This window comes from Ornithinibacillus californiensis (assembly GCF_001038485.1).
GTDB classification, from domain to species: domain Bacteria; phylum Bacillota; class Bacilli; order Bacillales; family Amphibacillaceae; genus Ornithinibacillus; species Ornithinibacillus californiensis.
This window is the reverse complement of sequence record NZ_LDUE01000027.1, coordinates 1-20,560: the sequence shown is the minus strand read 5'-3', so window position 1 is coordinate 20,560 and position 20,560 is coordinate 1. Positions and strand designations below refer to the sequence as shown.

Annotated in this window: 21 protein-coding genes, 1 tRNA gene and 1 pseudogene; 4 read left to right on the top strand and 19 right to left on the bottom strand. The window is 36.8% G+C overall.

All coding sequences use genetic code 11. The features are described 5' to 3' along the window. Positions 1-6: 6 nt before the first annotated feature. The 4 genes from TE34_RS06985 to TE34_RS06970 all read right to left on the bottom strand — a co-directional run bounded on the left by TE34_RS06985 (position 7) and on the right by TE34_RS06970 (position 3,843). Positions 7-1,188 carry a phosphoglycerate kinase gene (locus tag TE34_RS06985; protein WP_047984113.1) on the bottom strand — a complete coding sequence of 394 codons (1,182 nt, stop codon included), beginning with the start codon at positions 1,186-1,188 and terminating at the stop codon, positions 7-9. Between the two features lie 146 nt (positions 1,189-1,334). Then, positions 1,335-2,342: a type I glyceraldehyde-3-phosphate dehydrogenase gene (gene gap / locus TE34_RS06980; protein ID WP_047984112.1), complete on the bottom strand. Its 1,008-nt coding sequence runs from the start codon at positions 2,340-2,342 to the stop codon at positions 1,335-1,337. A gap of 38 nt (positions 2,343-2,380) precedes the next feature. Further along, a complete protein-coding gene (locus TE34_RS06975; protein WP_047984111.1) occupies positions 2,381-3,409 on the bottom strand; it encodes a sugar-binding transcriptional regulator in 1,029 nt (342 codons plus the stop codon). Between the two features lie 179 nt (positions 3,410-3,588). Further along, positions 3,589-3,843 (bottom strand): glutaredoxin family protein, encoded by a 255-nt coding sequence (locus tag TE34_RS06970; RefSeq protein WP_047984110.1) that lies wholly within the window; start codon positions 3,841-3,843, stop codon positions 3,589-3,591. 333 nt (positions 3,844-4,176) lie between these two features. Here TE34_RS06970 and TE34_RS06965 point away from each other — a divergent pair, with 333 nt between their 5' ends. Together TE34_RS06965 and TE34_RS06960 are read left to right on the top strand one after the other, a co-directional pair. After that, complete coding sequence (locus tag TE34_RS06965) at positions 4,177-4,530, top strand: hypothetical protein (protein ID WP_047984109.1); 354 nt, start codon at positions 4,177-4,179, stop codon at positions 4,528-4,530. A 225-nt stretch (positions 4,531-4,755) separates the two neighbouring features. Further along, positions 4,756-5,547: a DUF4878 domain-containing protein gene (locus TE34_RS06960; RefSeq protein WP_047984108.1), complete on the top strand. Its 792-nt coding sequence runs from the start codon at positions 4,756-4,758 to the stop codon at positions 5,545-5,547. A gap of 71 nt (positions 5,548-5,618) precedes the next feature. Here the strand turns inward: TE34_RS06960 and TE34_RS06955 are convergent, their stop codons facing one another. Together TE34_RS06955 and TE34_RS06950 are read right to left on the bottom strand one after the other, a co-directional pair. Further along, positions 5,619-6,107, bottom strand: coding sequence for a phage tail domain-containing protein (locus tag TE34_RS06955; protein ID WP_047984107.1), 489 nt, complete (start codon positions 6,105-6,107; stop codon positions 5,619-5,621). Between the two features lie 383 nt (positions 6,108-6,490). Further along, positions 6,491-6,566, bottom strand: a tRNA-Arg gene (locus tag TE34_RS06950). 257 nt (positions 6,567-6,823) lie between these two features. Here TE34_RS06950 and clpP point away from each other — a divergent pair. Continuing rightward, positions 6,824-7,411: an ATP-dependent Clp endopeptidase proteolytic subunit ClpP gene (clpP, locus tag TE34_RS06945; RefSeq protein ID WP_047984106.1), complete on the top strand. Its 588-nt coding sequence runs from the start codon at positions 6,824-6,826 to the stop codon at positions 7,409-7,411. Positions 7,412-7,504: 93 nt separating this feature from the next. On the opposite strand, the gene TE34_RS06940 is transcribed toward clpP, so the two are convergent. From TE34_RS06940 to TE34_RS06880, 13 genes are all read right to left on the bottom strand, one after another. Next, a complete protein-coding gene (locus TE34_RS06940) occupies positions 7,505-7,759 on the bottom strand; it encodes an HPr family phosphocarrier protein (protein ID WP_047984105.1) in 255 nt (84 codons plus the stop codon). Positions 7,760-7,860: 101 nt separating this feature from the next. Next, positions 7,861-8,808 carry a DNA-binding protein WhiA gene (gene whiA, locus TE34_RS06935; protein WP_047984104.1) on the bottom strand — a complete coding sequence of 316 codons (948 nt, stop codon included), beginning with the start codon at positions 8,806-8,808 and terminating at the stop codon, positions 7,861-7,863. Positions 8,809-8,826: 18 nt separating this feature from the next. Continuing rightward, a complete protein-coding gene (locus TE34_RS06930; protein WP_047984103.1) occupies positions 8,827-9,786 on the bottom strand; it encodes a gluconeogenesis factor YvcK family protein in 960 nt (319 codons plus the stop codon). A 3-nt stretch (positions 9,787-9,789) separates the two neighbouring features. Next, a complete protein-coding gene (gene rapZ / locus TE34_RS06925; protein WP_047984121.1) occupies positions 9,790-10,647 on the bottom strand; it encodes an RNase adapter RapZ in 858 nt (285 codons plus the stop codon). A 716-nt stretch (positions 10,648-11,363) separates the two neighbouring features. Then, positions 11,364-12,314: a thioredoxin-disulfide reductase gene (gene trxB / locus TE34_RS06920; RefSeq protein WP_047984102.1), complete on the bottom strand. Its 951-nt coding sequence runs from the start codon at positions 12,312-12,314 to the stop codon at positions 11,364-11,366. Between the two features lie 81 nt (positions 12,315-12,395). Next, positions 12,396-13,406, bottom strand: coding sequence for a tetratricopeptide repeat protein (locus TE34_RS06915; protein WP_047984101.1), 1,011 nt, complete (start codon positions 13,404-13,406; stop codon positions 12,396-12,398). Positions 13,407-13,759: 353 nt separating this feature from the next. Next, positions 13,760-15,421 carry a glycerol-3-phosphate dehydrogenase/oxidase gene (locus TE34_RS06910; RefSeq protein WP_047984100.1) on the bottom strand — a complete coding sequence of 554 codons (1,662 nt, stop codon included), beginning with the start codon at positions 15,419-15,421 and terminating at the stop codon, positions 13,760-13,762. Positions 15,422-15,575: 154 nt separating this feature from the next. Continuing rightward, entirely contained in the window at positions 15,576-16,097 is a 522-nt protein-coding gene (locus TE34_RS06905; protein ID WP_047984099.1) for an acyltransferase, read from the bottom strand. A 3-nt stretch (positions 16,098-16,100) separates the two neighbouring features. After that, the gene (gene ppaX / locus TE34_RS06900; protein WP_047984098.1) at positions 16,101-16,736 is read right to left on the bottom strand and encodes a pyrophosphatase PpaX; all 636 of its coding nucleotides are present in this window, start codon (positions 16,734-16,736) and stop codon (positions 16,101-16,103) included. After that, complete coding sequence (locus TE34_RS06895; protein ID WP_047984097.1) at positions 16,711-17,670, bottom strand: nucleoside recognition domain-containing protein; 960 nt, start codon at positions 17,668-17,670, stop codon at positions 16,711-16,713. The genes ppaX and TE34_RS06895 overlap by 26 nt, the downstream gene beginning before the upstream one ends. Before the next feature lie 25 nt (positions 17,671-17,695). Then, on the bottom strand, positions 17,696-18,559 hold the full coding sequence (lgt, locus tag TE34_RS06890; protein ID WP_047984096.1) for a prolipoprotein diacylglyceryl transferase: 864 nt from the start codon (positions 18,557-18,559) through the stop codon (positions 17,696-17,698). 4 nt (positions 18,560-18,563) lie between these two features. Then, positions 18,564-19,499, bottom strand: coding sequence for an HPr(Ser) kinase/phosphatase (hprK, locus tag TE34_RS06885; RefSeq protein ID WP_047984095.1), 936 nt, complete (start codon positions 19,497-19,499; stop codon positions 18,564-18,566). Positions 19,500-19,627: 128 nt separating this feature from the next. Beyond that, positions 19,628-19,987 carry a phage holin family protein gene (locus TE34_RS06880; protein ID WP_047984094.1) on the bottom strand — a complete coding sequence of 120 codons (360 nt, stop codon included), beginning with the start codon at positions 19,985-19,987 and terminating at the stop codon, positions 19,628-19,630. Between the two features lie 415 nt (positions 19,988-20,402). Here TE34_RS06880 and TE34_RS20985 point away from each other — a divergent pair. After that, positions 20,403-20,560: pseudogene (locus tag TE34_RS20985) on the top strand (IS256 family transposase); the annotation flags it as partial.

Sequence of the window (20,560 nt, the reverse complement as noted above, 5' to 3'; positions counted from 1 at the left end):
TCAGACTTATTTATCACTTAGTGCTGCAACACCTGGTAATACTTTACCTTCCATATATTCTAAGGAAGCTCCGCCACCAGTTGATACATGATCCATCTTTTCTGCTAGGTTGAATTTTTCTACAGCTGCTGCAGAATCTCCACCGCCAATTACTGTGTATCCTTCTGTTTCGGCTAGAGCTTGGGCAACTGCTTTTGTTCCACCTGCAAATGCATTTAATTCAAATACACCCATTGGGCCATTCCAGATTACTAGTTTGGAATCTTTTACAATTTGAGCATACTTTTCACTTGTTTTCGGACCAATATCAAGTGCTTCCCAGTCTGAAGGGATTTCGGAGATTGAAACTACTTTTGTATTTGCATCCTCTGAAAAATCATCCGCAATGACTACATCTTCAGGTAAAACAAAATTAACGCCTTTCGCTTCTGCTTTGTTCATGAAGTCTTTTGCTAAATCAATTTTGTCTTCCTCAAGAAGGGATTTTCCTATTTCATGACCTTGTGCTTTTACAAAGGTGTATGCTAACCCGCCACCAATAATCAAGTTATCTACTTTATCTAATAGATTATCAATAACGCCAATTTTGTCTTTCACTTTTGCCCCACCAATGATAGCAGTAAATGGACGCTCTGGGTTATCGAGTGCTTTACCTAAAACAGAAAGTTCCTTTTCCATTAAGAATCCTGTAGCAGATGGTAGCTTTTCAGCTATCCCCGCTGTTGAAGCGTGGGCACGGTGTGCTGCTCCAAATGCGTCATTCACATAAACATCGGCCATATTCGCAAAAGCTTCTGCTAGATCCGAATTATTTTTTTCTTCCCCAGGCTCAAATCGAACATTTTCAAGAAGTAATAAATCACCATCCGATAATCCAGCAATAGCTTCGTCTACTTCAGGTCCATACACCGTGTCTGTTTTTACAACTTCTTTGCCTATTAGATTGCTTAAACGCTTTGCAACTGGATCTAGGCGTAATTCTTCTACCGCCTGACCTTTAGGTCGACCAAGGTGACTGGCAAGAATTACTCTTGCACCTTGTTCAGACAGATACTGAATAGTAGGTAAAGCAGCTTTGATTCTCGTATCATCTGTTACTTCACCATTTTTCATTGGTACATTAAAATCAACACGGCAAAATACTTTTTTCCCTTTTAAATCAAAGTCTTTTACTGTCTTTTTGTTCATTTGGATTCCCTCCCAAAAATGTATGTAAGCATTACTTAATAGGTTTCCCTAAGTTTACTCATTACTTTAGAATAAGGAAGCAGAAATACATGAGAAAAGGAGGAGAATTTATTCCTCCACCTTTTCTTATATGTTACAACGTATTCTTATAGTCCTTTTTGACCCATGTAAGCAACTAAGTCAACACAACGAGTAGAATAACCCATTTCGTTGTCATACCATGAAAGTACTTTAACCATGTTGCCTTCCATAACCATAGTTGATAGACCATCAAGGATAGAAGAATGTGTATTTCCAACAATATCACGAGATACTAGTGGAGCTTCACTGTATTCAAAGATACCTTTCAGCTCACCCTCAGCAGCATTTTTGAATGCTTGGTTAACTTCTTCAGCAGTAACATCTTTTTCTACTTCTACTACTAAGTCTACCATAGAACCATCTGGAACTGGCACACGTACAGCCATTCCATTTAATTTACCTTTTAATTCAGGTAGTACTAATGCTACTGCTTTTGCAGCTCCAGTAGTTGTTGGAATGATGTTTTCAGCTGCCGCACGAGCACGACGATAGTCTTTATGTGGTAAATCAAGAATTTGTTGGTCATTCGTATAAGCATGAACCGTAGTCATTAGACCACGCTTAATTCCGAAGCTGTCGTTAAGTACTTTAGCAAATGGTGCTAAACAGTTTGTCGTACAAGATGCGTTAGAAACGATATGGTGGTTACTTGGATCATATTGTTCATGGTTAACACCCATAACTACAGTGATATCTTCGTTTTTGGCAGGAGCTGAAATAATAACCTTCTTAGCACCAGCATCAATATGTTTTTGAGAAGAATCTCGGTCTACAAAACGTCCTGTAGATTCTATTACAACTTCAACACCTAGTTCACCCCAAGGAAGGTTTGCTGGATCACGTTCAGCAAGAACTTTAATTTCTTTTCCATCAACAACGATGTTAGAACCCTCTACCGTTACTTCTTCTTTTAATACTCCGTGTACAGAGTCATATTTTAATAAATGAGCAAGCATATTTGCGTCTGTTAAGTCATTTACTGCTACGATTTCTACATCGTCTCTTGTTAGTGCTTGACGAAATACGTTACGTCCGATACGTCCAAATCCGTTAATTCCTACTTTTACTGCCATAGTATATTCCTCCTAGATTTCTATAACTTTTAATTTATTTAAAGGGATAGATCCCTTAAAATCTGTTCTGCTGCTGCTTCGTCGGTAATAAGCATATTGCTTTTCCCGTGTTTGAAATATGATTCTATTGCTTTGGCTTTTGATTTGCCTCCAGCAACGGTAATCACATGCTTCATCGATTCTAAATCCTCTAGCTGTAATCCAACTGTGCGTACTTTATGAACGACATTACCTTCTTGGTCAAAATAATACCCGAAGGCTTCACTAACAGCATTATTCGCTAGTAACCTATCCTTCAAATTAGAAGGAGTCTTTCTACGTTCCGCCATCGTTAGCGCATCACCAATACCATGTAGTACGATGTCAGCGTTCTTGATAAGCTCTAAGACTTCAATGATTGAAGGCTCTTGAATAATGTTTTGATAGGATGTTTCACTAATTGGGTCAGGGACATAGAGTAACCGATAATCGCCTTGTGCTTTAAGGGACATTTGCGCAACAATTGTATTGGCTTGGCTTTCTACTTTCTCGCCAACACCTCCACGTGCTGGTACAAATAAATACTCCCCTTCTGTTTCGAATGGAGTCATTACACTCGCTACAGAAGCCATCGTTGTCCCACCTGTTACAGCAATAGTCGTATTGGGTTCGATAATCTTTTTGAGGTAACGGGCACAAGCCTTTCCCATTTCTTGCTTGACCCATTCTGCTTCATCACTATTTCCAGGGACAACAACAATATTCTCTACTTGTAATGTTTCCTTTAATCTATTTTCTAAAACACTGAGCCCCATTATTTCATTCATAAATGGTGTGAGTTGTTCTAGAATCAATTTGCCTTGCTCCGTAATAAGCATTCCCTTTGTTGTAACTTCTAATAACCCTTGTACATGAAGTAAATCAATTTCACTTCGTACCTGTCTTTCCGTTAACTGGCTACTTTCGACTAACCCCCTTCGACCTATCGGCTGATGAAGATTAACATTTTGTAGCAGGGAATACCTTGTTTGCATTACTTCTAGCAAGTCAGGTAAAAGCTTCTTTTGTGCTTCTATAAGTTCCTTCATGACATTGCCCCTTTAGAATCGGGAACAATAACGTCCCGCCTATTCCTACGGTGTCCCACATGTCCCAAAAAAATACACATAGATAATTCTATGTACATTAGTATCATACCATATTAGTAATTATATACAAATAATTTGCATCAAATTTAGCGATAATGTACAAAAAATTTACACCAAGATTAATTTTTACTAGGTAAATTATCTCGCAGGGTATTATTCATCGTGTCATAATCGACATGTTCACAATCAAGTTGAATACCATTCACTTCAATGACCGGAATTAGTAAGTGGTATTTTTCCAACCATTCATCATTTGTATAAATATCTCGTTTCTCAATTTCAAATTCATAATCATTCTGAAACATTTCTAGTAAAGCTTCTGCATTGTCACATAGAGAGCAGATTTCTTTCGTATACAAAATCACTTTATCCATCGTGGCACCTTCTAATGATATTATTTGTTCCTTATTAGTATACAAAAATAAACGATTCTAAGTAAAGATAATAACTATGCTCCTGCCTTTCTTGCAATTGGCCCCTTTTATAAATTAATGGTAACTTTTCTGCTCCACCCTCATCTAACACAACAATGCTTGCGGTTGAGAGGTGTAGTAGAAAGTATCTGCGAGGAGATGTTTCCGGAGATCGATATTAAGCATGTTCGGAATGCAAGCGACTACACCATCAAAAAATGGCAAGAATTGTTTTGGGATGGGAATCAAGAGAATTAAAATTGATTGATTTAAAAGGAATAGTAGGAGATAGCTGTGGAAGAAGAATTAATTAAAAAATACATATCCCACCCAATGGTCTTAACGGTATTCAAGCAGGACATTCAGAAGTTTAACGAATTTAAGTTAAGCAATCTTTATGTAGATATGCTGGAATCGATTATCGATCGATTCCAGCAGGATTATTTCCGTTTAAAAGCAGAAATGTATAGTAAACATCACAATGAGGTTAAGAGGCTTGATACCAGGAACTATAAAGTGAATGATGAATTGATGGAATTTACACCGGAAGAGTTAAAGGAAATAACTAAGGTTCTTATGAGTGAATATCTACATGGAAATAATGCTCGACGATTTGAACGGAAGGATCGCACCTGGAAGGGAAGCTAAATTGTCCGTGATGTAACCCATAATCAATACTATTTTTTCAATGAATAGCTATAAAGTAAATAATGTTTAGAAAGCACTATTGTAAAATATTGTTATATTTACTAACAATATTTGCTTTCTTATGTTAATCTTATGTTAGAATTTTCCCACTAATTTATACTTCAAAATAATAGAAAGAAGAAGTCATGGTAGATTAACCATTAATTGCTACGAGGAGGAGAGAGTATGATGAAACGGATTTTAGGTATAGTATTAGTTATTACAATGATTTTAGGAACAAATCTTGTCTATGCTAATTCCAGTTCTGCAATATTAAACACAGCTGAAGATACAGTAATAAATTCGTATAACGCTTTAATTACTGGAGATGTGGAAAAATATGCTTCATTAGTAGAAGATGAAAGGTTTCCTACAGAAGCAGAATCCATTTCCTTATATAAAGAGAACCATGATATGGATCCTTTAAAAGATTTCAAAATTCTATCCGAGACAGAGATTAATTCTAATACAAAGAAGTTTCAGGTTGAACTTACCCACTCATCTGGATATACCATACAAATACCAACTACCGTTCAAAAAGTAGAAGACAACTGGAAGATTATAATTTCTAGTGATAGTCTTGATTCAAATGTAGTCACGGAAATTAATCCCGGTGTAGAAAAAGGCGACACGGAAGATGGTGAATATACCACTCAGGAAATAATTTTAACATCTTTTAATGGTACAGTTAGTCACTATGTCTATGGCAAATACTCTTTTAGTACGCCAACTACAGCCTTAATTTTAGGCATTCACGAGCAAAAGGGAATATATACTCATGGTGTTCGCTACGAAGTAGTCAAAGTAACGAACGAAGCTGATGTTTTATACGGCTATAGAAATGTACCAGGTGGAAATATTACTAACACTAAATATGCACTAAGTTTAGGTACTCACTTTCAGAACTATATTGGTTTAAGAATGAAGATATTAAGTAATGGTGGTACATACACCTTTAGAGGTTCTCTTGAGTATTAATTAAATTGAAAAAGCAACGTGCTACTACTATGAAATAGTCATGTTGCTTTTTTTAGGAAGGAAAGGAAGCTTCAACATCCACGGTATTGGATTTTAATTATGAAAGATTCGATTGCTGTCATATAAGATATGTCGAACCTCTTTATTTCTTTTCCATAAACAAATGGATCTACCATAGTAAGAAACAATTCGAATTCTCCATCTTCTAATGACAAATTATTGATATCATAACTACCTTCTTGGAGTACTCTAATTTCTTTGTCGGTGGTTAAATGGCGAACGATAGTAATCTCTTCTTTGCTATAAAACAAATTAAATACCCTATGCTTTAAATCATAAAAATCACTTATATTATAAGCTTCAATTTGCATAGCAGTATAAACCGTTCTTTCCCCATCTTGTGTGTCTCGAAGATGTGCTCCAGGCATTCCTGGAACACTAGTTTTAGAGCGCATAACATTGGGTGAGTAAATGTGAAAAGATGATACCCAGATACCCAAAGCATGCATGTCATATTCTTGATCATCTTTTCTAACTTTAAAATTTAATTGACTCTTCATTTACTCACCTCCTGAAATCTGAGTTTCTACGCTCATCACGATCTATGTTTTCTTTAACAGGTTTTAACAAAACCTTTCCGGCATAACGACCGAGCTGGTGTTCATCCTAAAGTTGTTCAGGAAAGATTAGGGCATAGATCTATACAAACAATTTTAGACACATATTCCCATGTAATACCTGGAATACAAGAAATCGCAGCAACAAGTATTCAAAAATCACTTTATAAAAAGAAAGAAACTATTCCGGAAAACGTCATTTCCATCACCAAAAAATAGCTTAAAAATTCATTTCTGAATCCGAAGGTTAGAATTCAGTTAGAAACTAATTAAAAAAGCAAGGGGATGAGAAACTCTCAAACCCTTGCTACTCTTTAATTATAGGACGCGCCCAGAGGGATTCGAACCCCCGACAAACCTGGTACCGGAAACCAGTGCTCTATCCAACTGAGCTATGGGCGCATGATATTAAATTAGTCTGCCAAAAAATCTGACACATAGGCTATTATAACGTCTGAGAACTGAATAAACAAGTATTTTTAGTTGGAAAAGGTTTATTTCATAGTGTGAAAGGGCATGATGTAATGTGTGATTTTGATACATAGACAAGTTGCAATATTAGTCGAACGTTTTCGTTTGACCTTCATTGACCAATGTTATATGATGAAATTATCCAAAGATTGGATATATCCATAGAAGACATTAAAGGAGGAATTCCAATGAATTTAATACCTACAGTTATTGAACAAACTAACCGTGGTGAGCGCGCATACGATATTTACTCTAGACTTTTAAAAGACCGAATCATAATGTTAGGTAGTGCAATTGATGATAATGTAGCAAACTCCATTGTTGCTCAATTATTATTCTTAGAAGCTGAAGATCCTGGAAAAGATATCTCACTTTACATTAACTCGCCAGGTGGCTCAATTACAGCTGGCTTTGCTATTTATGATACCATGCAATTTATTAAATCTGATGTATCTACAATTTGTACTGGTATGGCTGCATCAATGGGTGCATTCCTATTAACTGCTGGTGCAAAAGGCAAGCGTTTTGCACTTCCAAACAGTGAAGTAATGATTCACCAACCATTAGGCGGTACACAAGGTCAAGCAACAGATATTGAGATTCATGCGAAACGCATTATCAAAATGAGAGAAAATCTCAACAAAATTATGTCGGATCGTTCCGGTCAACCAATTGAAGTAATTAACCGTGATACAGAACGTGATAACTTCATGTCAGCTGCAGACGCAGTGGAATATGGTTTAATTGATAAGGTATTAGAGCGTAAGCCAGAATAGTGTTAGCAAGAGAGGGTGGATCCAAATGGACTCACCCTCTTATTATGTAAGTGATAATGTTATCTTTTTCACAAAGTATAGTAATCTAAAAAATTATTTCTTGCTAACAAAAGATACTAGATGATCTAATGCCATCTGCTCATCTGAACCTTCAGCTATAAGTTTAATAGATTCACCAGTCGTAATGGCTAAACTCATTAAACCCATGATGCTTTTTGCATTTACTTTTTTTCCTTCTTTTTCTAAAAATAAATGTGCAGCATAACGGTTAGCTTCTTGAACAAATTGCGCTGCAGGCCTTGCCTGTAATCCTGACTCAAGCTCAACTGTAACAACTCTCTCAACCATTGTCTCCTCATCCTCCCAAGTAAGCGTTAACAAAAAAGATGTATATTAAATGATATTCATGATATTTTATTATATCATGAATATCTAAAATAACAATTGAGTTAACGTAAATTTTCACCTTGTTTAATCTTTTCTGCAAATTCATCAATTTTCTTCAATCGATGATTAATACCAGACTTAGAGATTTTACCAGTAGCGACAAGTTCACCAAGTTCTTTTAAAGAAACATCTTCATGTTGAACACGCAATATAGCAATTTCCCGAAGTTTTTCTGGTAAAGCTTCTAGACCTACTGTTCTCTCAATCAGCTTAATATTCTCTATCTGACGGAAAGCAGCCCCAATCGTCTTATTCAAATTAGCAGTCTCGCAATTGACCAGACGATTCACAGAATTTCGCATATCCCTTACAATACGAACATCTTCAAATTTAAACAATGCATTGTTTGCCCCAATAATACTTAAGAACTCAGTGATTTTCTCTGCTTCTTTCATGTAAACAATAAAACCCTTTTTTCTTTCTAGAACTCTAGCTCGCAAGCCGAATGAATTTAATAATTCACATAAGGAATTATTATGATCTTCACTTGTATTTGAAATTTCTAAGTGATACGAAGATGTCTCTGGATTATTAATGGAACCACCTGCAAGAAATGCTCCTCGCAAATATGCTCTTCTGCAGCAATCTCTTTCTAAGTATCGTTCTGATATTCCTCTGACAAATGTATAGGAGTCTTTCATAATCCCTAATTCTGTTAGCATTTCATGTACGTCTTCTTTCAATCGAACAATGTATACATTGTTTTTCTTCAGCTTCATCTTTTTACGCACTAACAATTCAACCGGAATTGGTGAAAAGCTTTTCTTTATTAGGGTATAAATTCGTCTAGCAATAGCTGCGTTTTCGGTTTGTACGTCTAAACTGTAATTAAAATTGGATAAAGACACGGTACCATTCATTCGAATTAACGCAGCTAATTCAGAATAAGCACAGCAATCCTCAAATTCTGTAGTGGTTAATTCCTTTTTTATCTCAGAAGCAAAGGACACCTTTCTCCCTCCTTTACCTTATTTATTTATCAGTGAAAATAATAATTTAGCAATTTTCCCTGTATCATGGCGAATCGTACCTCGAGAATAGTCAATAATATCCCCTTCAATAATTTCTAAGCCCATATCTAATAATTTATCGATATCATAATTAACTGGTTTAGCATTTTCTCCTGCATAAACATCTCTAATTTTAGGATCAATCGATTGATTATTTACTACCACAGCATTAATCACATCATTACCAACATGATTAATAATTGCTTGTACATGGTCACTTGCAGAAAAATCTGTAGTCTCCCCATCTTGAGTCATAACATTGCAAACATAGACTACCTTAGCTGATGCACTTTTTAATGCTTCATCGATTTGAGGAATAATTAGATTTGGCATAATACTAGTAAATAAACTACCTGGTGAAATGACAATTAAATCAGCTGTTTCAATAGCTTTAATTGCATTTGGCAATGGTGTTACATCTTCAGGATTTAAAAATACACGCTTGATTTGTTTACCAGCTAACGGAATGTTAGATTCCCCTTCGACTACCGTTCCATCCAACATTTCTGCACATAGAGATATATTTTCATTAGAGATAGGATAAATCTTTCCTTTTACGCTAAGAACTCTTGATATCTCCTTAATTCCTGTATAAAAATCGCCAGTAATTGAGGTCATCGCAGCTAACAGCAGATTCCCCATAGAATGACCCGATAAGTCATTCCCATCGGAAAAACGATGTTGGAAAAGTTGAATTAACATCGGCTCCACTTCCGACATCGCAGCAATAACATTTCGAATATCCCCGGGTGCAGGTATAGCCATGTCATTTCTTATTCTCCCAGTACTGCCTCCATCATCCGCGACCGTCACCAATGCAGTTAGTTTAATAGGTAGATTTTTAAGACCACGTAAAAGAACCGGCATCCCAGTTCCCCCACCAATAACCACAATCCGTGGTAGATTCTGTTCTGTCATTATTTAATGGCCCTTTCTTTTATCGATATCACGATGTGTTACATGAGTAATATACGTACCTGATAACTTCTTAGCAAAAAACTCAGCAAGTGCAACGGATCGATGCTGTCCACCAGTACATCCAATTCCTACAACAAGTTGAGATTTACCTTCCTTCTTGTATTGCGGAAGCATGAACTGTAATAAATCCAGCACTTTCTCTTGGAATTTTTGCGTCTCTGACCATTTGAATACGTAGGAGGAAACGTCTGGGTTTAATCCAGTTAGTGGTTGCAAATTCGAAACATAATGTGGATTTGGAAGGAAACGCACATCAAATACTAAATCAGCATCGATTGGAATTCCGTATTTAAAACCAAACGATACCATGTTAACGGAAAAAATCTCCTGTTTCTCTTCAGTATAGTAGTTAAGTATTTTTTCACGTAATTGTCTCGGCTTCAGACTTGACGTATCGATAACACGATGCGCGCGTCCACGCATTTCATCAAGAATTTGGCGTTCCTGTTTAATACCTTTAAGCGGTAAGTCTCCAATTGCCAAAGGATGAGATCGTCTCGTTTCCTTATACCGGGTAACTAACTTTTCATCATTCGCATCTAGGAATAATATATGCTCATCTAGCCACTCTTCTTCACTCAAAAGGTCTAGTGCCTCAAACAAAGAATCAAAGAATTCCCGACCACGAAGGTCCATGACGAGTGCCACTTTATGAATATTATTTGTAGAATCACGCATTAGTTCTAAAAACTTAGGAAGTAATGCAGGCGGTAAATTATCTACACAATAATACCCAAGATCCTCAAAACTTTGAATAGCAACTGTTTTTCCAGCACCTGACATCCCCGTTATAATAACCATTTTTGTTTCCTGTTCTACTTTAGTCAATTGAACCACCTCTCACCGCTTGCAATGGATTGGTTTATTTACAACTACATCTCGAATGTAGTTAAAGTTAATACTACTATATCTATTATACATGGAATCAATTTAATGCTACAAGAAAATGATTATTTTTCCTATTTTGATATTAGTTATTAATAGATGGCCGTGCTTCTTACCCTCATTTCACTTATGATTTAGGTTTGAAAAGATGTTCTGATAGCCTCTTAACATCACTTCACTTGGATTATTAAGGTCAAAATGATGGTAGGAGCTATTCTTAGCTTCATTTCGATTAGATTTTTAAAGTTAAAATGATTGTAAGCGCCCTCCTTAACTTCATTTCGCTTTAATTTTGAAAGTCTAAATGATGGTAAGAGCTCTTCTTAACTTCACTTCGCTTCAAGCTTTAAAGTCAAAATGATGGTAAGACCACTTCTTAACTTCACTTCGCTTTAATTTTAATGTCAAGAAGATGATAAGCTCTCAACAACATTCAATTTTTCACTAAAATTCATTTCGAGTTCCCCCTTCAAGTATAAAAAAAATGCGCAGATGATAACATCTGCGCCAAAAACTAATCTATCTATTAAAAAGGGGGTCAATTAGTTAACCTTATTGTACCCTATAAATATTTCGTGCGTGTTACAACAAGGTTAAGATGTTTTTACTTTCACAATCTTTTGTTAACCCATTTAGTTCTTTGCTTTTAATTTATCTTCTAATTCCTCAATGTAGCTTTGTGCTGCTTGAGCAGCAATCGAACCGTCACCAGTTGCAGTAACAATTTGTCTAAGCTTCTTGTCACGAATATCTCCAGCAGCATAAACACCAGGGATAGACGTTTCCATATTTTCGTTAGTTACTACATAGCCCTCTTCATTAGTGATTCCAAGTGACTTGAAAGGTTCGCTTAAAGGTACCATTCCAATGTATACAAATACACCGTCTGCAGACTTTTCATATTCTTCGCCTGTTTCGGTATCTTTTAATGTAACACTGCTAACTTTACCTTCAGGCCCATTAATTTTTTCTACTGTAGTATTCCAAATGAAATCAACTTTTTCATTATCAAAAGCACGTTGCTGTAAAATCTTTTGAGCACGTAACTCTTCACGACGATGGACAATCGTTACTTTACTTGCAAACTTAGTTAGGTAAACTCCTTCTTCTACTGCAGAGTCACCACCACCAACTACAATTAGCTCCCTTTGTTTAAAGAAAGCACCGTCACATACTGCACAGTAAGATACTCCTCTACCACCTAATTCCTCTTCACCAGGAATTCCAAGTTTCTTATATTGTGCACCCGTTGTGATAATAAGTGTCTTTGTTTTATATTGTTTCGAACCAGCATTGATAACTTTGTAATCACCTTGGTCCTCGACACTCTTAATATCGCCGTACGCATACTCTGCACCAAACTTCTTGGCATGCTCAAACATTTTATTGGATAAATCCGGTCCAAGAATATGATCATAACCCGGATAGTTTTCTACATCTTCTGTATTCGCCATTTGTCCACCTGGGATACCTCGTTCAATCATTAACGTATCCAAGCTAGCACGAGATGCATACACTGCAGCGGTCATACCTGCAGGACCAGCACCAGCAATTATCACATCATATATTTTTTCTTCGGACATTTTATAACGCCCCTTTCTATAGCAAATAGTGTATCTACTTAAAAGGGTATAGGATTTACATTTCTCCGTCTAATGAAATGCTCAGGAATTCCATGGACCTTCCTGATCAGATAGTTTCGGATGTCTACGGCAGCCTTCTTGCCATAAGGTTAAAGCCTTAGAAGGCTCACCTAAACGATAGGCTGTCATACTATACCAACGATAATATGAGATATGCCCTTTCACAACAGACTTGTCTAACATGCGAAAACGTGCATAAGCTTCTTCCAATAGGCCAGTTCTAGCAAGTGTTACAGCAACTCGCAATTTCTGTTGTTCATGGATTGGATATATATTTAGTAATGCGCTTATATGCTTTTCATATTCTCTGTTTGCATTTGTCTCATAGTAAAAGGCAGCTAAATTTGTATGGCTGTACAAATTGTTTGGATCTTCCTTCAATAATTCCAATTCTTTTTCAATAGCCTCTTCTTGTCTACCAGAAAAGAAGAGAGCAAAAGTATACTCATGATGTGCAATTTTATGATTCGGAAATAGTAATATCATTTCCTCTAATAAAGCTAATGCATTATCCCACTCATTATTTTCAAGATGATAAAAGACAGTTTCTTGATAAACAAGGAGTTCATCCTCTTCTTCAAGCTCCCAATCTTCTTCATCAAAATCATCATCTATTTCAATTAATTGCAATAACGATTTAGCATCTTCACTAAAGTCACCATTAGGTTCCTTATCAAGGTATGAAACGGCGAACTTTTTCGCATCGTTTAACAGGCCTAAGTGTGCATAATTATTCGCTAATAAATAATAGCAATCAACATATTGATCGCCAGTTGCTTGCAATACATTCGTTAAGACTTGATTTGCTTTATGATAAGAGCCTGTTTCAGTATAGACGATCGACATTTGACATTGATACAAAGGGTTATCTGGAGCAGATTCTACTGCCTTAGTTAACCATTTTAATGCAATATCAAACTTTCTTTTGCGGAACGCTTCAACGCCTTTTGCAAAATAAAAATCACCCGTAGGAATAAAAGGGATAACATTATTAGTTGGTGCAATTTTTTTCTTGTTTTCTACTGGTTGCATGCATATCCCCCTATTTTTTCACATATCGAAGAAAGTATACCATAAATATTTATGGATTTATATACTTACTTTCATGATCTTAGTGGAGGTTTAGGTTTGGGTAAAAGAGGTGCGACTTCTAGGTCTCATGATTATTTCCATGTATAAGCTTGGTTATTTTGATGTTGAGCGCTGCTCTCATCATCTTTTTCATGCTAATGTGTTGTTACTTTGATAATGAGTGCTTCTCTCATAACCATTTTCATGCAAATACATAGTTATTTTGATGCTGAGAGTGAATGGATGAATCTCGGCTAACAAAAAGAGCCATCTTGAATTCACAAGATGACCTTCCCCTACCATTACTATAATCTCTACTCTGACGGTACCACGGCTTCATTCAATAATACATCCAAATCCTGCAAATATTCCAAGTACTGATCTGCCTTCCAATTTAACTTCTTTCGCATATACGAAACGACGCTTTCTTTATGTTTTTTGACCCAATCGATATCAAAAAACAATGCTCCAGTTCTACGAATAAAGAAGTCTGTTGGTTTATAAACCAGTTCATGCTCTAGTCCATAACAAAGCTGTGCAAATACAACTGGGTCGATAGATTCTTGGACTGCTTCTTCTTTTCTAGTTTCATATAACTCAAATACGTAATCAATATTGGAGCCATATTTTTGTACTAATTTCTCTGCTTCCTCCTTCTCAATTCCTAGCATTATCCCTTCATTTACCTTTTTCTCTAGAAAAGCAGGGTAACCTTTGGATCCGCCAACGTCACCTCCTGAGATAGGTAGGTTTTTCGTTTCGGAATCTCCATACAAGATCCCAATTTCGCCCTTAAGTTGCTCTACTACCGTATCCACCGCTTGCTCCGCCATTTTCCGGTAACCAGTTAACTTCCCACCTGCCATCGATATTAGCCCTGACTCAGAAATGAATATTTCATCCTTACGAGAAATTTCTCCTGGTTTCTTTCCATCCTCCGCAATTAGTGGTCGTAAACCAGCCCAGCTTGACTCTAAATCATCGGCAGTAATGTTTAATGATGGAAACATATAATTAATTGATTCAATGATATAATCCCGATCCTCTAACGTCATTGTCGGATGGGAAACATCCCCTTGATAGGTCGTATCAGTTGTTCCAACATAAGTCTTTCCGTCACGAGGTATTGCAAATACCATTCTCCCGTCTGGGGTATCAAAATAAATTGCTTGTTGGAGAGGAAATCTTGCTTGTGCGAATACAAGATGAACCCCTTTGGTTAAATGTAGGTGCTTCCCTTGCCTTGACCCATCTAACTCTCTTACATCATCTACCCATGGTCCACATGCATTAATTACTTTCTTCGCATGAATTACATGTATAGTACCGTTCGTTTGATCTTCGACTTCTACCCCAATTATTTTGCGGTTTTCATCATATATAAAAGAATCCACTTTAGCATAATTAATCGCGTGGCAGCCTTTCTCTACTGCCTTTTTCATCACCTCAATGGTTAGCCGGGCATCGTCAGTCTTATATTCAACATAATAACCCGCTCCTTTTAGTCCCTCTTTCTTTAACAAAGGCTCCATTCGTAATGCTTCCTCAGCAGATAACATCTTCCTTCTTTCATTCCGCTTTACACCTGCTAAGAAGTCATATGCTCGAAGACCAATATTAGTCGTAAATGGACCAAATGTACCTCCCTCATGGAATGGTAGTAGCATCCACTCTGGAGTTGTAACATGGGGGCCATTTTCATAGACAATCGCCCGTTCTTTCCCGACATCTGCAACCATCTTTACTTCAAATTGTTTTAAATAGCGTAGCCCACCATGAACAAGCTTTGTAGAGCGACTGGATGTTCCGGCTGCGAAGTCCTGCATTTCTATTACCGCAGTCTTTAAACCTCTTGTAAGAGCATCTAGTGCTATTCCAGATCCCGTTATACCGCCACCTATCACTAGTAAATCCAATTCTTCCTTTTCTATCTGTTCATAAATAGTTGACCGTTCCAAGCTTGAAAAACTCCCCATTCTTTCCTGCCCCCTAAAAGTATATTAGCCTTATTATTAATACTATTTGTTAGTTGATAAATTTTAGAATGAAAATAGGAAAAAAGTAGTCCATAAAAGAAAAAACCACAAACAATCTAATGCATCAGTACATTAGTATGTTTGTGGTTTCTAACTATTCGAGGAGACTTTGTTCTTCACGTTTCTCCATTTCTTCTTTTGTATAAATTAATTGCATCGGGTTTCCACCAACAAAAGCTCCAGCAGGAACATCTTTATGAACCAGTGTTCCCGCAGACACAATTGCACCATCACCGATTGTAACACCAGGAAGAATTGTACTATTAGCTCCAATCAACACTTCATCACCTATAATCACTTCACCGAGGCGATACTCTTTGATTAAATACTCGTGAGCTAAAATCGTAGTATTGTACCCAATCACCGAATTTGTTCCTACAGTAATTTTCTCAGGGAACATAATATCTGGCATCACCATCAGTGCGAAGGCAGTTTTCTCTCCTACCTTCATTCGCAAGAACGCACGATATAGCCAGTTTTTCATTCCGAGAAAAGGAGTGTATCTCGCTATTTGAATAACGATAAAATTCTTAACAACTTTCCAGAATGATACCGTCTTATAGATTTGCCAAAGTGAATTATTCTCTTGGACTGGATGGCGCTCTGTGTTTCTCATCTATTACACCCCAATGATTTCAACTAAATCCTTCATATCCTTTAGCATATAGGTTGGATTGTACTTTTGTAAAAAATCTTCTCCTTTTAGGGACCAAACGACTCCTGCAGTTTTAACTCCTGCATTATGTCCAGATTCAATATCATGGGAATTGTCTCCAACCATTAAGGTATGATCCGGTTTAGCGTTTAATTGTTTCATCGCACTTAGAACAGGTTCTGGGTGTGGTTTAGCATGTGTAATATCATCTAAGGCAATAATCGTATCAAAATAATCATAGATTCCTGTTAACTTCATCCCTCTAATTGCTGTTTTGCGCATTTTTGTTGTAACGATACCTAATCGGATACCTCGTTCTTTTAACACACTTAACGTTTCTTTCACATTGGGGAAAGCCTCCACCAGCTGATCGTGATGCTCTAAATTATGATCGCGATAAGTCGATATCATCGCTTCTGCTTTATCCAAGTCTAATTTCTCAAATGTTTCTCTTAGTGGTGGTCCGTTAAAAGCAAGAATTTCATCATGAGTAAATTCAAGACCAAATTCTTTAAAGGTATGATAGAAAGACTGCGTGATCAGTTCATTTGTATCAATAAGCGTACCATCAAGATCAAATAGTATTGTATGAATGTTCATTGGTGATATCCTTTCGTTTTCGTTGTTCCGATCGTTTCCATATAAATGCTATCGTCATGGTTAAAATGATAGCAGTAACTAGACGGATTACTAATAGCGGCCAAACTGGTATACCAAGTGGGATAAAGATTAATGTATCCTCCACTACAGCATGACAGGAAACAAGGAAAATTAATGCTAGTGTCATATCCTTCTTGGAGACACCGTCTTCCTTCACTGCTTGAATCATCAGTCCCGCACCATATGCAAGCCCAATCGTAAGTCCCGCAACTAATGTCATGGATGTATTCTTTTCCATGCCTAATACTTTTGTCATTGGAGCAAACCCATTCGATAACTTCGTAAGCCAGCCCATTTCACGTAAATACTGCATGATAATCATTAATGGAATGACAATGATAGCTAATTGAAGCACTGCTAGAGTTGCTGTCTGTAGTCCTTGAAGGATAATTTCTCCCCAGCCAGTAGGATTTGCCGCTTCCTGTGAGATGAACCCATATTGCGCAAGCTCACCTCCACCACTCCAAACGAGATTAATAATAACCGCAGCAATTAATGCAAGCCCCACTCGAACCCCTACAATTAGCCACCATTTGATGCCAACTTTTGAAGCAACTGCTGATTCTATAAATAGATTATGGGAGAAAGAGAGCATCATCGCCATAATGAATACTTCTTTCACCGTAAAATCAAAAGAAATAATCGCTCCAATACCAGCATAAAGATTTAACGTATTTCCCAATACGATAGGTACAGCCGCTTCCCCTGACAATCCAATAAGCCCCATTAGTGGACTTATTTTTTCAATCACCCAAGGTAAAACAGGGGTAAATTGTAAGATAGTAATAATTAATGTTATTGGAAAAATAACTTTCCCTAACGTCCAGGTTGTCTGCAGTCCTTGTTTAAGTCCGCGCTTGATGATACCAGACATTATTGCTTCCCTCTCTCTAAAGATGCTATTTTTTCTTTTTCGTATTTTTCTTACCAGGTTTTTTCTTCTTCTCTACATCTACATATCGTTCTTTAACAGTTTTATAGCGATAGATGATGAGAATAATTGCACCCACTATTAATAAGATAGAAATAAATTGTGCAGTACGAAGATTTCCTACAATATATAAGCTGTCTGTACGCATTCCTTCGATAAAGAATCTACCAACAGAGTAAGTTGCCAAGTAGGTTAGGAATACCGTACCACGAATTGGATTTTTACGACGTAATAATAATAATAAAACAAGTACAAGAATGTTCCATAATGATTCATATAAAAATGTTGGATAGTAATGGGTTCCCTCAATACACATTTGATTCATAATAAAATCAGGTAGTAATGTATAGTGGGTATCCAGAACACCTTGATCCGTAATCGGGCCGCCGTGTGCTTCTTGGTTCATAAAGTTACCCCAACGTCCAATCGCCTGACCAATAATTAAACTCGGTGCGGCAATGTCAGCTAATTGCCAGAATGGAACCTTTTTGATTCGTGCAAAAACTACTGCAGTCAGAACAGCACCAATTAATGCCCCATGAATCGCAATTCCACCTTCCCAAACTGCGAATATCTTCCACCAAGGTCCTCCTGCATAACGCTCCCATTCGAACGTAACATAATATATTCTTGCAAAAAGAATTGATATAGGAATAGCAAAAACTACTAAATCAACAAACAAATCTTTATTAATTCCTAAACGGTCGGACTCCTTCATAGCCATATAGAGGGCAATAAACACACCGGCAGCTATAATGACTCCATACCAATAAATGGATAAAGAGCCTACTTGAAGAAAGACGCGATCCAATGTAGGTGCATCACAACTCATATTCTCACTCCTGTTCCTTTTCCTGAATAATCATATTGGATAATCGCTCTGAGAACTCTTCTGCTGCATTGACACCCATTCGTTTTAATCTAAAGTTCATCGCCGCAACTTCAATAATAACAGCTAAGTTTCTACCTGGACGAACTGGAATCGTCGATTTTGGTAGGCTTACATCCATGATTTTCATCGTTTCTTCATCTAATCCTAAACGATCATACTGCTTTTTTGGATCCCAAATTTCTAAATTGATAATCATAGCAATCTTTTTATAACTACGTACTGCTCCAGCACCAAATAAGGTCATCACATTAATAATGCCAAGACCACGTATCTCTAGTAAATGTTCAATAAGAGGCGGTGAATTTCCTATTAATGTATCATAATCCTCTTGACGTATTTCTACACTATCATCAGCAACAAGGCGATGCCCACGCTTTACAAGTTCCAATGCCGTTTCACTTTTACCAACACCGCTTTGGCCAGTAATTAACACACCAACACCATAAATATCCACAAGAACGCCGTGAATAGCTGTAAATGGAGCAAATTTTGCCTCTAAGTAGTTGGTTAGCCTACTAATTACCCTAGTTGTTTTTCTAGGTGAATGAAGAATCGGAACACCTGAGTTATTGGCAGCATCAATCATCACCTGTGGAATATCCATTCCTCTTGTTACGACAATTCCCGGTGTAATATCTGTACAAATATGTTTCATCCGGTCCTCTTGCACTTCTCGTTCTAAAGCCATAAAATACGTCATTTCGGTTTTCCCAACTAACTGAAGCCTTTCCTTTGGGTAATACTTAAAATAACCTGTCATTTCAATTCCAGGACGAGATATGTCACTTGTTGTAATCTCTCTATGTATTCCTTCTTCGCCCGCAACTAATTCTAAATTAAAATTGTCTAGCAAATCTTTAGTACGTACGATTGTTGTCATATACTTTCCTCCATTAGCAGTCCTAACTGTTTCCCATTGTAGCATATTTTGGTAGGAGGAAGGAAAAAAGATGTTCTACTTTAAGCCAAAGAAAAAGCATAGGTTACATGAACCTATGCGAGTCTTATTTATGAAGTTAACGTGTCTTTCACCAAGCGGTTTAACAATAAATTTAATATGGATAGGATTACCGCAGCAAGTAATGCTGTGCCAAATCCATTAATGACAAACGAATCACCAATTACTCCTTGTGTGATCATTAAAGTCACAGCATTGATAACAAATAAGAATAGACCAAGTGTTAATATTGTAAATGGTAAAGTTAAAATTACTAAAATAGGTTTTACGATAACATTTAATACTGCCAAAATTAATGCTGCTAATAAAGCTGTTCCGAACCCTTCCAATTGAAAATTGTCAAAGAGCTGTGCAACAACGATTAATGCCACAGCATTTAATACTAGTGATAAAATCCCTCGTAAAAGCATTCATCCACCACCCTTCGTCTCTTACAATTTATTCTATTCGACAAAAAAATAAAATCTCCTTCTTGGGGAGGTTGTCTTATACTTTAGTTTATTAGATTGTGATTGTGAACATGAGTGTATTTTTAAATGTCTAGTGCGTTTGGTTGATATTGTTTGGATTTTGGTTGATGTTGTCATAGAACGGTTGATGTTGGCCCTCTTTCGGTTGATGTTTTTGCGAAATGGTTGATAATCTCTCAGATTGGTTGATACTTGACTATTTTTGGTTGATATTCTCTCATAATCGGTTGATGCAAGCCATCACCCCCGGGAGTGTAATATAAACTGTGTAAGTAAGAGAGCGTACGGCTCTTACTTCGCAGTTTATTTTTTTATTGTTAAACTAATAATATATGAATTGGGGGAGTTGTTTCTAATGGCAAAATCTAAACGTGATCCACAATCAGTAGAGTTAGCTAATAGAATAATAGAACAATACCAACCAGAGTCCGTACAAGACATGCAGAATGCACTGAAAGACATATTTGGTCCTATGTTTGAAGCTATGTTAAAAGGAGAAATGAATCATCATCT

Excerpts from the sequence above, each read along its gene's own strand:
- ppaX (WP_047984098.1), bottom strand. The coding sequence starts at position 16,736 with ATGAACATTCATACAATACTATTTGATCTTGATGGTACGCTTATTGAT.
- TE34_RS06880 (WP_047984094.1), bottom strand. The coding sequence starts at position 19,987 with ATGCTTTTACGAGGGATTTTATCACTAGTATTAAATGCTGTGGCATTA.
- TE34_RS06970 (WP_047984110.1), bottom strand. The coding sequence starts at position 3,843 with ATGGATAAAGTGATTTTGTATACGAAAGAAATCTGCTCTCTATGTGAC.
- TE34_RS06905 (WP_047984099.1), bottom strand. The coding sequence starts at position 16,097 with ATGAGAAACACAGAGCGCCATCCAGTCCAAGAGAATAATTCACTTTGG.
- gap (WP_047984112.1), bottom strand. The coding sequence starts at position 2,342 with ATGGCAGTAAAAGTAGGAATTAACGGATTTGGACGTATCGGACGTAAC.
- TE34_RS06975 (WP_047984111.1), bottom strand. The coding sequence starts at position 3,409 with ATGAAGGAACTTATAGAAGCACAAAAGAAGCTTTTACCTGACTTGCTA.
- TE34_RS06960 (WP_047984108.1), top strand. The coding sequence starts at position 4,756 with ATGATGAAACGGATTTTAGGTATAGTATTAGTTATTACAATGATTTTA.
- TE34_RS06910 (WP_047984100.1), bottom strand. The coding sequence starts at position 15,421 with ATGGGGAGTTTTTCAAGCTTGGAACGGTCAACTATTTATGAACAGATA.
- clpP (WP_047984106.1), top strand. The coding sequence starts at position 6,824 with ATGAATTTAATACCTACAGTTATTGAACAAACTAACCGTGGTGAGCGC.
- TE34_RS06955 (WP_047984107.1), bottom strand. The coding sequence starts at position 6,107 with ATGAAGAGTCAATTAAATTTTAAAGTTAGAAAAGATGATCAAGAATAT.
- TE34_RS06930 (WP_047984103.1), bottom strand. The coding sequence starts at position 9,786 with ATGACAGAACAGAATCTACCACGGATTGTGGTTATTGGTGGGGGAACT.
- TE34_RS06915 (WP_047984101.1), bottom strand. The coding sequence starts at position 13,406 with ATGCAACCAGTAGAAAACAAGAAAAAAATTGCACCAACTAATAATGTT.
- TE34_RS06895 (WP_047984097.1), bottom strand. The coding sequence starts at position 17,670 with ATGTCTGGTATCATCAAGCGCGGACTTAAACAAGGACTGCAGACAACC.
- lgt (WP_047984096.1), bottom strand. The coding sequence starts at position 18,559 with ATGAGTTGTGATGCACCTACATTGGATCGCGTCTTTCTTCAAGTAGGC.
- rapZ (WP_047984121.1), bottom strand. The coding sequence starts at position 10,647 with ATGGTTATTATAACGGGGATGTCAGGTGCTGGAAAAACAGTTGCTATT.
- TE34_RS06985 (WP_047984113.1), bottom strand. The coding sequence starts at position 1,188 with ATGAACAAAAAGACAGTAAAAGACTTTGATTTAAAAGGGAAAAAAGTA.
- TE34_RS06940 (WP_047984105.1), bottom strand. The coding sequence starts at position 7,759 with ATGGTTGAGAGAGTTGTTACAGTTGAGCTTGAGTCAGGATTACAGGCA.
- hprK (WP_047984095.1), bottom strand. The coding sequence starts at position 19,499 with ATGACAACAATCGTACGTACTAAAGATTTGCTAGACAATTTTAATTTA.
- trxB (WP_047984102.1), bottom strand. The coding sequence starts at position 12,314 with ATGTCCGAAGAAAAAATATATGATGTGATAATTGCTGGTGCTGGTCCT.